Source organism: Chromobacterium sp. CV08, assembly GCF_051129845.1.
Lineage (GTDB): Bacteria > Pseudomonadota > Gammaproteobacteria > Burkholderiales > Chromobacteriaceae > Chromobacterium.
The window spans coordinates 3,212,325-3,226,159 of the sequence record NZ_CP150453.1; the positions used below are offsets into that span (position 1 = coordinate 3,212,325).

Annotated in this window: 13 protein-coding genes; 8 read left to right on the forward strand and 5 right to left on the reverse strand. The window is 65.6% G+C overall.

The window, feature by feature from the left end:
- The first annotated feature begins 72 nt into the window (after window positions 1-72).
- A complete protein-coding gene (locus tag WNM05_RS14940; RefSeq protein WP_434628160.1) occupies window positions 73-519 on the forward strand; it encodes a hypothetical protein in 447 nt (148 codons plus the stop codon).
- A gap of 65 nt (window positions 520-584) precedes the next feature.
- On the opposite strand, the gene gltX is transcribed toward WNM05_RS14940, so the two are convergent.
- A complete protein-coding gene (gltX, locus tag WNM05_RS14945) occupies window positions 585-1,973 on the reverse strand; it encodes a glutamate--tRNA ligase (protein WP_434635156.1) in 1,389 nt (462 codons plus the stop codon).
- Window positions 1,974-2,059: 86 nt separating this feature from the next.
- On the reverse strand, window positions 2,060-2,686 hold the full coding sequence (locus tag WNM05_RS14950; protein WP_434628162.1) for a LysE family translocator: 627 nt from the start codon (window positions 2,684-2,686) through the stop codon (window positions 2,060-2,062).
- Between the two features lie 221 nt (window positions 2,687-2,907).
- On the opposite strand from WNM05_RS14950, the gene WNM05_RS14955 reads away from it, so the two are divergent.
- The gene (locus WNM05_RS14955; RefSeq protein WP_434628165.1) at window positions 2,908-4,320 is read left to right on the forward strand and encodes a PLP-dependent aminotransferase family protein; all 1,413 of its coding nucleotides are present in this window, start codon (window positions 2,908-2,910) and stop codon (window positions 4,318-4,320) included.
- 107 nt (window positions 4,321-4,427) lie between these two features.
- The gene (locus WNM05_RS14960) at window positions 4,428-5,705 is read left to right on the forward strand and encodes an O-acetylhomoserine aminocarboxypropyltransferase/cysteine synthase family protein (RefSeq protein ID WP_434628168.1); all 1,278 of its coding nucleotides are present in this window, start codon (window positions 4,428-4,430) and stop codon (window positions 5,703-5,705) included.
- 44 nt (window positions 5,706-5,749) lie between these two features.
- Here WNM05_RS14960 and WNM05_RS14965 read toward each other — a convergent pair whose 3' ends face one another.
- Window positions 5,750-6,658 carry a L,D-transpeptidase gene (locus tag WNM05_RS14965; protein ID WP_434628170.1) on the reverse strand — a complete coding sequence of 303 codons (909 nt, stop codon included), beginning with the start codon at window positions 6,656-6,658 and terminating at the stop codon, window positions 5,750-5,752.
- 238 nt (window positions 6,659-6,896) lie between these two features.
- On the opposite strand from WNM05_RS14965, the gene rlmD reads away from it, so the two are divergent.
- The 5 genes from rlmD (at window position 6,897) to WNM05_RS14990 (ending at window position 12,230) form a co-directional block, all read left to right on the forward strand.
- Window positions 6,897-8,444 carry a 23S rRNA (uracil(1939)-C(5))-methyltransferase RlmD gene (gene rlmD, locus WNM05_RS14970; RefSeq protein WP_434628173.1) on the forward strand — a complete coding sequence of 516 codons (1,548 nt, stop codon included), beginning with the start codon at window positions 6,897-6,899 and terminating at the stop codon, window positions 8,442-8,444.
- Window positions 8,445-8,699: 255 nt separating this feature from the next.
- A complete protein-coding gene (locus WNM05_RS14975; RefSeq protein WP_434628176.1) occupies window positions 8,700-9,887 on the forward strand; it encodes a NupC/NupG family nucleoside CNT transporter in 1,188 nt (395 codons plus the stop codon).
- A gap of 102 nt (window positions 9,888-9,989) precedes the next feature.
- Window positions 9,990-10,619 (forward strand): YecA family protein, encoded by a 630-nt coding sequence (locus tag WNM05_RS14980; protein WP_434628179.1) that lies wholly within the window; start codon window positions 9,990-9,992, stop codon window positions 10,617-10,619.
- Between the two features lie 129 nt (window positions 10,620-10,748).
- Window positions 10,749-11,579, forward strand: coding sequence for an undecaprenyl-diphosphate phosphatase (locus WNM05_RS14985; protein WP_434628182.1), 831 nt, complete (start codon window positions 10,749-10,751; stop codon window positions 11,577-11,579).
- A 180-nt stretch (window positions 11,580-11,759) separates the two neighbouring features.
- Complete coding sequence (locus WNM05_RS14990; RefSeq protein WP_434628183.1) at window positions 11,760-12,230, forward strand: NUDIX hydrolase; 471 nt, start codon at window positions 11,760-11,762, stop codon at window positions 12,228-12,230.
- Window positions 12,231-12,296: 66 nt separating this feature from the next.
- On the opposite strand, the gene WNM05_RS14995 is transcribed toward WNM05_RS14990, so the two are convergent.
- Both WNM05_RS14995 and purU read right to left on the reverse strand, forming a co-directional pair.
- On the reverse strand, window positions 12,297-12,872 hold the full coding sequence (locus tag WNM05_RS14995) for a hypothetical protein (protein WP_434628186.1): 576 nt from the start codon (window positions 12,870-12,872) through the stop codon (window positions 12,297-12,299).
- 7 nt (window positions 12,873-12,879) lie between these two features.
- Window positions 12,880-13,743 carry a formyltetrahydrofolate deformylase gene (purU, locus tag WNM05_RS15000; RefSeq protein ID WP_434628189.1) on the reverse strand — a complete coding sequence of 288 codons (864 nt, stop codon included), beginning with the start codon at window positions 13,741-13,743 and terminating at the stop codon, window positions 12,880-12,882.
- Window positions 13,744-13,835: the final 92 nt, after the last annotated feature.

The following is a 13,835-nucleotide window of genomic DNA, read 5'->3' on the forward strand; positions in this document are numbered from 1 at the left end:
TCCCACATTGGCAAACGGACGGTCCGAATCCTATGTTCAAGCTCTGCATTCGGCATTCATCCGGAGCTTGCCATGGCCAATCCGCTCACCCTGCTGCTGCCGATCCGCGCCGACGCCGATGCCGCTTCGCTGGCCGCGGCCATCCGGGACAAGCAGCCCCGGCTGCGCCAGGCGCTCGCCGCCATCGGCACCGTGCATTACGCCCGCCTGATGCTGCTGGACCGCGCCGCGCCCAATCTGCAACCGGGTCCGGAGCCCAGCGACCGCCAGGTGCTGGCAGTGATAGGCGAATACGACGGGCCGCTGGAACGCTGCGCGCTGGACCTCGCCCGCGAGGCCGGCGCGGTGTTCGACCCGTTGCTGCGCTTCGTCGACGGCGCCGACGCGCTGCTGCCGGTGGCCAAGCACCCGCAGGACTTCGCCGCCTTCGTCCGCGCCAACGACGCGACGCCGCGGGACGCCGGCCAGTACCAGGCCTATGTCGCCACCGCGCGCGAGATCATGGCCGCCCTGCCGTAGACGACCGCCGCAAAAGAAAACGCCCCGCGTCGCGGGGCGTCTGCATTGTCGACAGCCGGACGGACTCAGCCGCGGATGCGGCGCAGCACCTCTTCCTTGCCGATCAGCGCCAGCACCGCGTCGACCGACGGCGTCTGCGTGGTGCCGCACACCAGCACGCGCAGCGGCATGCCCAGCTGGCCCATCTTGATGCCTTCGTCGGCGCAGAACGGCTTGAACAGCTCGTGTATGGACTCGGCGGTCCAGGTGTCCAGCGCGGCCAGGCGGTCGGCGAAGCGGCCCATGCGTTCGACGGCGTCGCCGGCCAGATGCTTCTCGACGTCGGCGGCGGCCGGTTCGCGCTTCTTGTAGAAGTAGTCGACCTCCAGCGCCAGCGCGTTCAGGTCCTGCACGCGCTCCTTGACCAGGGCCAGCACCTCGCCGATGGCCGGGCCGCCGGTCAGGTCGACGCCGGCCTTGTCCAGCCGCGGCGCGATCAGTTCGGCCAGGCGGCCGTTGTCGGCGGCCTTGATATGCTGCGCGTTCAGCCACATGAACTTCTCGTGGTTGAAGCGGCTGGCCGACGGGCTGACCGCCTCCAGGCTGAACCACTCGACGAACTGCTCCATGCTGAAGAACTCGTCGTCGCCGTGGCCCCAGCCCAGGCGCGCCAGGTAGTTCAGCAGCGCCTCCGGCAGGATGCCCTTGTCGGCGTAATCCACCACGCTGACCGCGTCGCGGCGCTTCGACATCTTCTGGCCGTCCTCGTTCAGGATCATAGGCAGGTGGCCGTACACCGGCAGCGGCGCGTTCAGCGCCTGCAGGATGTTGATCTGCCGCGGGGTGTTGTTGACGTGGTCGTCGCCGCGGATCACGTGGGTGATCTGCATGTCCCAGTCGTCGACCACCACGCAGAAGTTGTAGGTCGGGCTGCCGTCGGGACGGGCGATGATCAGGTCGTCCAGTTCCTCGTTCGAAATCTCGATGCGGCCCTTGACCGCGTCGTCCCAGGCCACGACGCCGGACAGCGGGGTCTTGAAGCGCACCACCGGCTGCACGCCCTCAGGGATGGCCGGCAGCGTCTTGCCGGCCTCCGGACGCCAGCGGCGGTCGTAGCGCGGCTTGTCGCCGCGGGCTTCCTGCTCGGCGCGCATCGCCTCCAGCTCTTCCTTGCTGCAATAGCAGTGGTAGGCGTGGCCCGAGGCCAGCAGCTGCTGGATCACTTCCTTGTAGCGGTCGAAGCGCTGGGTCTGGTAGAACGGGCCCTCGTCGTAGTCCAGGCCCACCCAGTGCATGCCGTCCAGGATCGCCTTCACCGACTCCGGCGTGGAGCGCTCCAGGTCGGTGTCTTCGATGCGCAGCACGAACACGCCTTCGTTCTTGCGGGCGTAGGCCCAGGAGAACAGCGCGGTGCGCACGCCGCCGATGTGCAGGTAACCGGTGGGGCTGGGGGCGAAACGGGTACGGATCATGATCGCTTGGACTCTGAGAAAAACACAAAGGCGCTATTGTACGCCGCCAACAAAAAAGCCCGCAAACGCGGGCTGCAAAGATTATTCGTCTAGGCCGTCAGCGCCGACAGCGAATCGGCCGGCATCATCTGCGCCAACAGCCACACGGCGGTCAGCGCCAGCAGCGCCGCCATCGTCCAGTTGAACGCGCGCAGCCGCGGCGGCGAGTCGAGGAAGCGGCGGATCGCGACGCCGGAGCCGGCCCACACCGCGATGCAAGGCAGGCTGGTGAAGAAGGTGATCAGCACGAACAGCGCGGCGGCATGCCACGGATTCATGTGCGCCGGTAGGAAGACCATCACCAGATTGAAGCCCATCAGCCAAACCTTGGGATTCAGCCAGTTGAACAGGATGCCGCCCCAGAAACCCATCGGCCGGACGCCCGCCTCTCCCCCCTTGGCCTTGCCGGCCCGCGCCATGCTCCAGGCCAGCCACAGCAGATAGCCGCAACCGGCGACGGCCAGGTAGAGTTGCAGCGACGCCATCAGCGACATCAACGAACCGAGACCCACCGTCAGCAACCCTATTTGCAGCGACAGACCCAACGTCATGCCCAGCAGCGACGGCAGCGTGCGCGAGAAGCCAAAATTGACGCCGGACGAGGCCAGCACCAGATTGTTGGGGCCGGGGGTGATGGACATCACCAGCAGATAAGTGACCAGCGCAAGCAGATTCATGACGACTCCCGAGACCGCGACCGGCCAGACGCCGGACCATGCGGGGCAGATCCCCGACCCAAGGCCGTCATATTAGTCCCTACTGCTGGACAATTACAGATTCAAAAAAATAGAATTGAGACCATAACAGTTTTGAATTACCCAAACTGTTATGGTCGGTTTCCTGCCAAACTGTACCGCCAGCCAGACATCCTGTACCCACGATTAGCCGAGGAGCCCGCATGAGCGGCGAAACGCTGTACCAGCAACTGGTCAATGAATGGACGACGCTGATCCAGAACGGCACCGTGCGCCCCGGCGAGCGCCTGCCGTCGGTGCGCAAGGCCTGCGCGATGCACAAGGTCAGCCCGTCCACCATCCTGCAGACCTACCGCACGCTGGAGGACCGGGGACTGATAGAGGCGCGGCCGCAATCCGGCTTCTACGTCAAATCGGCCGCCAGCCTGCCCTTGCCGCGGATGCGCCGGCAGAGCGCCGCCCACCACACCGGCGAGGTCGTCGACCAGATCGAGGCGGTGATGGGCGTGCAGAACCAGGCCGACTTCATCGACCTGTCTCTGGCCAGCCCGCGCGGCAGCGACTTCTACCCGACCAACCGCTTCAAGCACATCATGGGCCGGCTGCTGCGCCAGCAGCCGGAACTGACCACCGACTACCCGTTCCCGCCCGGCTCCGAGCGGCTGCGGCGCCAGATCGCCCAGCGCGCGGTCAGCTGGGGCTGCGTGCTGGCCGCCGACGAGCTGGTGATCAGCAATGGCTGCACCGAGGCGCTGCAACTGGCGCTGAGGGCCGTGTGCAAGCCCGGCGACACCGTCGGCGTCGAATCGCCGACCTATTTCGCGCTGCTGCCGATGCTGAAGGACCTGGGGCTGTCGGTGATCGAGATTCCCACCCACCCGACCAGCGGCCTGGCGCTGGACGCGCTGGAGCTGCTGCTGTCCGAGAAACGGTTGAACGCCGTCGTCGCGATGCCCACCGTGCACAATCCGCTGGGCAGCACGATGCCGCCGGAGGCCAAGCAGCGGCTGGCCCAGCTGGTCAACGACTATCAGGTGCCGCTGATCGAGGACGCGCCGCACGCCGAGCTGTTCTACGGCGCGGCGACGCCTGACGCGGTCAAGGCCTATGACCGCGACGGCTGGGTGCTATTGTGCTCCAGCTACAGCAAGACGCTGGCGCCGGGCTTCCGCATAGGCTGGATCGCCCCCGGCCGCTTTCTCAGCGAGGTCAGGCGGCTGAAATTCTCCAGCAGCCTGGGCCAGCCGGCGCTATTGGAGGAGACGCTGGCCGAATACCTGGAAAGCGGCGGCTACGACCACCACCTGCGGCTGATCCGCCGCCATTTCATCAGCCAGATGGAAAAGCTGCGCGGCGCGGTGGCCCAGCACTTCCCCGCCGGCACCCGCGCGACGCTGCCGTCCGGCGGCTGCCTGCTGTGGGTGGAGCTGCCCAGCCACGCCGACACCATGCAGCTGTTCCGCTCGGCGCTGGCCGAACGCATCACCGTGGTGCCGGGCGCGATGTACTCGGCCAAGGGGCGCTACCGCAACTGCCTGCGGCTGTCTTGCTGCTATCCGTGGAACGAGGCCTACCAACGGGCGCTGGTCCGCGTCGGCGAGCTGGCCGGCAGCTGACATAGAACCGATGATTCTATCCAGTATGTTTTTTATGTTCTTGTGATCGATCGCGGGCGGCGTTAAGGTAGGGAATCATGACAAACGCCTGATCAGGAGCCGCCCCGATGAAACTGGAAACCCTGGCCGTCCACGCCGGCTACAGCCCGGACCCGACCACCAAGGCGGTCGCGGTGCCGCTGTACCAGACCACCAGCTACGCCTTCGACAGCACCCAGCACGGCGCCGACCTGTTCGATCTGAAGGTGCAGGGCAATATCTACACCCGCATCATGAACCCGACCACCGACGTGCTGGAAAAGCGGCTGGCGGCGCTGGAGGGCGGCATAGGCGCGCTGGCGACGGCGTCCGGCATGGCGGCCATCGCCTACGCGATCCAGACCATAGCCGAAACCGGCGACAACATCATCGCCACCCGCACGCTGTACGGCGGCACCTACAATCTGTTCGCCCACACCTTCCCGCAGCTCGGCATAGCCGTCCGCTTCGTCGATTACCGCGACCCGGCGGCGATAGCCGGCCTGGTCGACGAGCGCACCAAGGCGGTGTTCTGCGAATCGATAGGCAATCCGCTCGGCAATGTCGTCGACTTCGCCGCCTTCGCCGACGAGGCCCACCGCCACGGCCTGCCGCTGATCGTCGACAACACCGTGCCGTCGCCGTACCTGTGCCGGCCGTTCGAGCACGGCGCCGACATCGTCGTCCACAGCCTGACCAAATACCTGGGCGGCCACGGCAACAGCATAGGCGGCGCCATCGTCGACTCCGGCAAGTTTCCGTGGGGGGAGCACAAGGCGCGCTTCAAGCGGCTGAACGAGCCGGACGTCAGCTATCACGGCGTCAACTACGTCGAGGCGCTGGGCGAGGCCGCCTACATCGCCCGCGCCCGCGTGGTGCCGCTGCGCAATATGGGCGCGGCGCTGTCGCCGTTCAACGCCTTCCTGATCCTGCAGGGCATAGAAACGCTGGCATTGCGGATGGACCGAATCTGCGACAACGCGCTGAAGGCGGCGCAGTTCCTGAAGCGCAGCCCGGCGGTGGAATGGGTCGAATACGCCGGCCTGGACGAGCACCCGAGCCGACCGCTGGCCGACCGCTACCTCGGCGGCCGCGCCTCCGGCATCCTGTCCTTCGGCATCAAGGGCGGCGCGGCGGCCGGCGGCCGCTTCATCGACGCGCTGCAACTGGTGACGCGGCTGGTCAATATCGGCGACGCCAAATCGCTGGCCTGCCACCCGGCCACCACCACCCACCGCCAGCTGTCGCCGGAGGAGCAGTTGCAGGCCGGCGTGCGGCCTGAGCTGGTGCGGCTGTCTATAGGCATAGAGCACATCGACGACATCCTGGCCGACATCGGCCAGGCGCTGACCGCCGCCGCCGGCTGAGTCCGGAACGGACAGGGGCCGCGTCAGCGGCCCCTGGGGAACGATCAACCGGCTTTTCTGGCGGCGCCGGCCCGCGCGCGCTGGCCGGAAGGCGGTCCCGGCTCGCGCTCCTGCTGTGGCTGCGGCTGGCTGGCCGCCGGCGCGGCAGGCGCGGCGGCAGGCGTCGCCGGCGCCAGCCGGGACAGCCAGGGCATCGCGTTCAGGCCACCGCTGATCGCGGCTTTGGCGCTCTTGCAGCTCAGGCAGACCGGCGTGCCGTCGCGCCGCTTCAACGCGTCGTCGACCCGCTGGCCGAACAAGGCCTGCTGATGCTGGCGCTGCCAGTCCAGCAGCGTCTGCGCCAGATACGGCAGCGACGGATCTTCCTGCTTGTAGCGGTTGCGGTAGGCGGTCAGCCACAGCTGGCCGGCCTCGTCCTCGCTCAACACGATGGTCTGGTAGGCGACGGTGACGGCGTCGCCGCGGCTGACCGTCTTGGCCAGCTCCAGCGCGTCGTCGTTGCGCAGCCGGACGCAGCCGTGGCTGCGGAAGCCCGGCACCGAGGCGGGCGCGTTGGTGCCGTGGAAGCCCAGGCCCAGGCTGCTCTCGCCGAAACGGACGAAGACCGGCCCCAGCGGATTGTTCGGCCCCGGCGGCACCACGGTCTGCACCTCCTTGCCGCTGCGGCGCATCTCCTCCTGTATCGACTTCGGCACGTGCCAGCTCGGCGCGCGGTAGATGCCGGTGATGTCGAAGCTGCCCACCGGCGTCTGCGTCAGCATCTTGCCGACGGCCACCGGGAAGATCCGCGCCAGCTTGCCGTCCTGATACAGGAACAGCCGCGCCTGCGGCAGGTTCAACACCAGATGCCGGCCGACGGGATTGACCTGGATGTCCGGAGCCGGCGTCACCGCCGCCATGGCCGGAACCGCCAGCGAACAAGCCAGCGCCAGCACCGAGAAGCACTTCAACATACCGTACCTTGAATCACATGAATCATGGTCTGAATTGTAACAGAAAGCCCCGTCGGACCGAGATTGTGCGAATTAACACCTTCCTGCGGATGATGGCTCCGCGCAGGATTCGGTGGAGTCGCCCGGCGCGCGCGCCCGCTTCCCGATGTCCGACAGCGGCGGCGGCGCAAAAAAACCAGCAGGAATCGCCGGTTTTTGAGAAAATCCGCGTTTACCGTTTGATTTTGCAAGCAAGACGATGACGCACCCACAGACTATTGCCCTGGTCGAATCGCTGGATCACGAAGGCCGGGGGGTCGCCCACGTTGACGGCAAGACCATCTTCATCGATGGCGCGCTGCCGTACGAGAAGGTTGTCTACAGCAGCTACCGCAAGAAGCCCAGCTACGAGAACGCCAACACCTCCAAGGTGCTGAAGGAAAGCTTCATGCGCGCCAATCCGCGCTGCCCGCACTTCGGCGTCTGCGGCGGCTGTTCGATGCAGCACGTGGAGTTCAGCGCCCAGGTGGCGATCAAGCAGCGCGTGCTGGAGGATAATCTGAAGCGCATCGGCAAGGTCAAGGCCGAGCGCGTGCTCACCCCCATCGCCGGACCGGCCTGGCACTACCGTCATCGCGCCCGCCTGTCCGCCCGCATGGTGGCGAAGAAGGGCGGCGTGCTGGTCGGCTTCCACGAGAAGAGCTCCAGCTACATCGCCGAGATGAGCGAATGCCACATCCTGCCCAAGCACATCTCCGACCTGATCATGCCGCTGCGCGCGATGATCGCCACGCTGTCGATCAGCCAGCGGATGCCGCAGGTGGAAGTGGCCGTCGGCGACAAGCTCGACATCCTGGTGTTCCGCAATATGGACGAGATCACCGATGCCGACTTCGCGGTGCTGAAGGCCTTCTCCGACACCCACGGCAGCGCCGAGCGCCCGCTGCAGATCTGGCTGCAGCCGAAGGGTCCGGACACCTGCTATCCGATCTACCCGCTGGACGCGCCCAAGCTGACCTACAGCATGCCGGAATTCGCGGTGGAGATGCCCTATTACCCGACCGAGTTCACCCAGGTGAACCCGCAGATCAACGCGGTGATGGTGGGCCGCGCGCTGAAATTCCTCGACGCGCAGCCGGGCGAGCGCATCGCCGACATGTTCTGCGGCATCGGCAACTTCACGCTGCCGATCGCGCGTTCGGGCGCCGTGGTGCACGGCATGGAAGGCAGCCAGGCCCTGGTCAAGCGCGCGGTGGAGAACGCCACCCACAACGGCCTGCAGGACCGCGTCAGCTACGAGATGGCCAATCTGTTCGAAGTGACCGAAGAGTCGTTCGCGGCGCTGGGCCGCTTCGACAAGATGCTGGTGGACCCGCCGCGCGACGGCGCGGTGCAGCTGTTGAAGGCCATCACCGAGGAGACCGCGCCGCAACGCATCGTCTACGTGTCCTGTAATCCGGCCACGCTGGCGCGCGACGCCGGCATCCTGGTCAACACCAAGGGCTACACGCTGAAAACGGCCGGCATCATCAATATGTTCCCGCACACCGCGCACGTCGAGTCGGTGGCCTGGTTCGAGAAGACCGGCCCGTGCAAGACGCGCAAGGAGGTCGAGGAAATCGAGGCGATAGAGGCCGCCGAACGCGAGGCCGCCAAGGCCGCGCGCCTAGCCGAGGAAAACGCCGAGAAGGAAAAGAAGGCCGCCGAACTCGCCGAGAAGGCCGCCGCCAAGGAGGCCCGCCGCGCGCACTACTTCGCGGAGAAGGCCCGCCGCGAGACCGAAGAAGCGGCGGACGGTCAGCAGTGAGCGAAACGGCTCGCGCCGGCATTCCGCCGGCATGGGCCGTTTTTCTTTATATCAAGACAGATTGTTTGATCTAAAGACAAGTATTATTCTTCGCTTCAGCGCATTGTTCTGACGCCGACGGCATGCACCCAGGCCCAGGCACGGCGTTGACCGCATTTCATAAAAACCGGCACACGGCCCGCCGCATTCAGGCGGGACCGCAGCCTTGCTCGATACCTGCTCCGGCAGGAGGAACCCTAAAGCGACATTCCAACCATGCATATCGTCCAATTCCTGATCGGCCTAGTCGTGGTACTGGCCCTGACCCAGCTGGTCTCCCGCGACCGGAAGAACATCAAGATCCGCTCGGTCGTCCAACTGCTGATCGTCGAGATCGCGCTGGCCTTCTTCCTGTTGAACACCACCTACGGCCTCGCCATCGTCGGCAGCATCTCCAGCGTCTTCACCAAGCTGATGGAGTTCGCCGGCGAGGGCACCAAGTTCGCCTTCGGCGGCATCCAGAACAAGGATGAGTTCAGCTTCTTCCTGAACGTGCTGATGCCCATCGTGTTCATCTCGGTGCTGATCGGCATCCTGCAGCACATCCGCGTGCTGCCGGTGGTGATCCGCGCGGTCGGCTTCGTGCTGTCCAAGGTCAGCGGCATGGGCAAGATCGAGTCGTTCAACGCGATCAGCTCGATGATGGTCGGCCAGTCCGAGAACTTCATCGCCTACAAGAACATCATCCACACCTTCGACGAGAAGCGCATGTACACGCTGGCCGCCACGGCGATGTCCACCGTGTCGATGTCCATCGTCGGCTCCTACATGCAGATGATAGAGCCGCGTTTCGTCGTGACCGCGCTGGTGCTGAACCTGTTCAGCACCTTCGTCGTGCTGTCGCTGATCAACCCGTACGACAGCGCGCTGGGAGAGGACGAGCTGATCAGCAACGAAGGCCACCGCGTGTCCTTCTTCGAGATGCTGGGCGAATACATCCTGACCGGTTTCAAGATCGCCGTGATCGTCGCCGCGATGCTGGTCGGCTTCATCGCGCTGATCGCCTGCGTCAACTTCATCTTCACCGCCATCTTCGGCATCAACTTCCAGACCATCCTCGGCTATGTGTTCTGGCCGTTCGCCTGGTTGATGGGCGTGCCCAGCCACGAGGCGCTGACCGCCAGCAGCATCATGGCCACCAAGCTGGTGACCAACGAGTTCGTCGCGATGCTGGAACTGAAGAACCAGGCCGCCCACCTGTCGGCCTACACCCGCGGCGTACTGTCCATCTTCCTGGTGTCCTTCGCCAACTTCAGCTCGATCGGCATCATCGCCGGCGCGGTGAAGGGCCTGGACGAGGAGCGCGGCAATATGGTGTCCCGCTTCGGCCTGAAGCTGGTCTACGGCTCCTCGCTGGTCAGCATCCTGTCGGCGCTGATCGCCGGCCTGGTCCTGGCCTCCTGAGCAGGCCTCGCCGCCCCGCCCGAACCGCCCGCCTTCGCGGGCGGTTTTGTTTTACCCTCCCCTGCCGCATAATGGCCGCCTGACCCACTCGAGAAACCCGCCATGCCGCACCAGCCGCTCAGCGAGCAAGACTATCAACGCCTGTCCTCCACCCTGGCCCGCTTCGCCGGCCAGGACTGCATGAATCTGGAGCAGCTGGACGGCTTCTTCGCCGCGCTTCTGGCCGGCCCCGACGCCATCCCGCCGTCCGAATGCCTGCCTATCATCCTCGGCGGCGCCTTCGACGACGAGGCCGCCTTTCCCAGCGAAAAGGCGCTGGAACAGTTCGTCTCGCTGCTGCGCGGCCACTGGCAGGACATCGCCGACGCGCTGAAAAGCGGGGAATTCCAGCCGTGGCTGGAGGCGGACGCCTCAGGCCTGGTCCGCGGCAACGACTGGTGCGAAGGCTTCGTCGCCGGCATGGAGCTGCTGAACGACGACTGGGGCCTCTTGTTCGAGTCGCCGGAAAACGCCCCGCTGCTGGAGGCCATCATGGCGCTGGGCTTCGAGCGCCATCCGGACGCCGAGATGCGCCCCTTCGTCGAAGGCCTGTCAGCCGAGCAGCGCGCCGAGCTGCTGGCCGCCATCTCGCCGTCGGTGCATGGCATACACGATTTCTTCGCGGCGATACGCCGCCAGCTGGAGCAGGAAGAGCGGGAACTGGAAAAGAATCCCGACCGCCGCGCGCACTAGGCGCCGGTCGGCGATCGTTTTGTTTGAGCGGATGGGCCGATAGCCGGTAAACCGGCGCCGGCCCGCGGCGTTAAGCAGGCACGCGCGGAAAACAGCGCGGCTCGTCATCTTTCAAGACAGGGGTCAGCCATGAACGCAATCGAAGCCTTGCTGTTTGCCGTGATCCAGGGCATCAGCGAATTATTCCCGATCAGCAGCCTGGGCCACGGCGTGCTGATTCCCGACTGGCTGCACTGGTCGATCAACCGCAACAGCCCCGACTTCCTGCCTTTCATGGTAATGCTGCACCTGGGCACCGCCGTCGCGCTGCTGATCTATTTCCGCCGCGACTGGATGGCGTTGATAGGCGGCTGGCTGAAAGCCGGCGGCCGCGCCGGCAATCCCGAGGCGCGGCTGATGTGGCTGGTGATCGCCGGCACGATACCGGCCGGCCTGCTCGGCCTGTTGCTGGAGAAGCAGCTGCGCCAGCTGTTCACCAGCACCACCGCGGTGCTGGTCTTCCTGGCGCTGAACGGCCTGCTGCTGCTGCTGGGCGACCGCCTGAAGAAGCGGACCGCCTCGCACCCGCTGTCCGAGCTCAGCTTCGCAGGCGCGGTCAAGATAGGCGCCGGCCAGGCGCTGGCGCTGCTGCCGGGCTTCTCCCGCTCCGGCGCCACGCTGGTCGCCGGCCTGGCACACGGCCTGGACTACGCGTCGTCGGCCCGCTTTTCCTTCCTGCTGGCCACGCCCATCATCGCCGCCGCCGGCGTGCTGGAGATTCCCAAACTGGCGCACCACGGCCACGGTTCGGCGCAGTGGGGACTGCTGCTGGCCTGCGGAGCGGTGGCCGGCCTGTGCGCCTACGCCAGCACCTGGTTTCTGATGCGCTACTTCAAGAAGACCGAGATAGAATCGCTGCGTCCGTTCGGCTGCTACTGCCTGCTGGTCGGCGTCGTCGGCCTGCTGGTCAAATTCGTGTAAATGGGCTGGACTTGTCCGGACAGTATTATAAAATTGCATCCATAACAGTAATTCTACTTATTGAATTGCCGATCACGGTTTACTAAGAACCGCCGACAAGACCCGACGGCGCCCCCGGGCGCCGGCGGTCCATCCGGCACAGGGGCGACAGACCCCGATCATAAAAACTTTTTTGGAAGAATGAGCGTTTTGGAAGACCGCAAGACTGAACGCCTGCCCAATGATCTGGCCAGGCGCGCCACCGCCATCATAGAAATGCCGGACGGCGTGCTGGTCACCGCCAGCCGCGGCGGCCGCTACAACCTCCCAGGCGGCAAGGCCAACCGCGGCGAGCTGCGCTCGCAGGCGCTGATCCGCGAAGTGCGCGAGGAAACCGGACTGCGCATCAACTCGATGCTCTATCTGTTCGATCACATCACCCCGTTCAATGCCCACAAGGTCTATCTGTGCATCGCCCAGGGCCAACCGAAGCCGCAGAACGAGATCGAGCGGATCGCCCTGGTGTCGTCGCCCGATACCGATATGGACCTGTTCGTCGAAGGCCGCGCCATCCTGCGCCGCTACGCCCGCCTGCGCGGCGAGGAGACCGCCAAGGGCGAGGCGCTGCGCGCGCTGCTGGGCTTGGCGCGCTACATCGCCAAGGTGGACTGAAGCCCGCTCCCGCAATGAAAAAGGACATGCCCAGGCATGTCCTTTTTTCCATCCCGGCCGGCGCCGCTATTTCTTGGCCGCGGCGCCGCCCTGCTGCTGCATCATCGCCACCATGTCGGCCGGCAGATCGACCCAGCCGGCCTGCTTGGCCGCCGACAGCGTCATCGCCAACAAGAGCAAGGCCAGCGGCGCGAACAGCACCACGCCGGCCAGCACCCTGGGCACCGACACGCCGGACACCTTGGCCAGCGCGTTCACCAGCACCACCAGGCCGATTATCGACAGCAGCACGTCGACGACCTGGGCCGCGTCGCCCGGCAACCAGCTGCTCAGCGGCTCGACGAACTGCAGGCCGCTGGCCACCACCACCAGGCCGAACAGCGAACCGCTCAGCTCCCCCTTCCCCAGCTTCAGCCAGAAGGTCATGAAGCGGGTGAACAGCAGCGTTTCCAGCCAGGTGAACAACACCATGAAGCCGATGCGGCCGGCGATGTTGCCGCCGAGCTCGGCGGTGTCGCCGCTGGCGATCAGGCCCAGCGCGGTCAGCAGCAGCGCCGGCTGCCACAGCGGGTACTGGTAGGCGGCCAGCGGCTTGACCCGCAGCCGCAGCAAATCGAGTACGTCGTCGATCAACAAGCGCATGGCGGGCTCAGTCGAAGACCACGGTCTTGTTGCTGTACGACAGCACGCGGTTGTCCAGATGCCAGCGGACCGCGCGAGACAGCACGACCTTCTCCAGGTCGCGGCCCTTCTGTATCAGGTCCTCCACCGCGTCGCGGTGCGAGATGCGGGTCACTTCCTGCTCGATGATCGGGCCCTCGTCCAGATCCTCGGTCACATAGTGGCTGGTGGCGCCGATCAGCTTGACGCCGCGGGCGAAGGCCCGGTGATAGGGCTTGGCGCCGTCGAAGGCCGGCAGGAAGCTATGGTGGATGTTGATGACCCGGTCCGGATAGCGCTCGACGAACTCGCCGGACAGGATCTGCATATAGCGGGCCAGCACGATGAAGTCGACGCCGGCCTCTTCCAGCAGGCGGAACTGCTCGGCCTCGGCCTCGGCCTTGTTGTCCTTGCCGACCTTGATCACGTGGAAGGGGATGCCGTTGAACTCCGCCAGCCGGCGGCAGGTTTCATGATTGGAGATCACCAGCGGGATGTCGCACTCCAGCTCGCCGATGCGCCAGCGGTGCAAGAGGTCGGCCAGGCAGTGCTCGTACTGCGACACGAAGATCGCCATCCGCGGCTTGCGGGCCGACAGCGACACTTTCCAGTTCATGCCGTGCTCGTCGGCTATCGGCTGGAAGGCGGCGGCGAAGCTGTCCATAGGCAGCGTGAAACCGTTCAGGTCCCATTGCACCCGCATCAGGAACAGGTTCTCGCTGGTGTCCTGATGCTGGTCCGCGTGCATGATGTTGGCGTTGTAGGTCATCAGGAAGTTGGCGATGGCCGCTACCAGGCCCTTCTTGTCCGGCGCGCTGATCAGCAGCGTCGCCGAGTGTTTCTCGTGAGTCATTTAGCAAATCCGCATTTAGTTTTACGTGATACTAACAGCAGCCGCGCGCCGCTGTCTGCCATGGCGTCCGCTCGAGGCACCGGGCATGACGG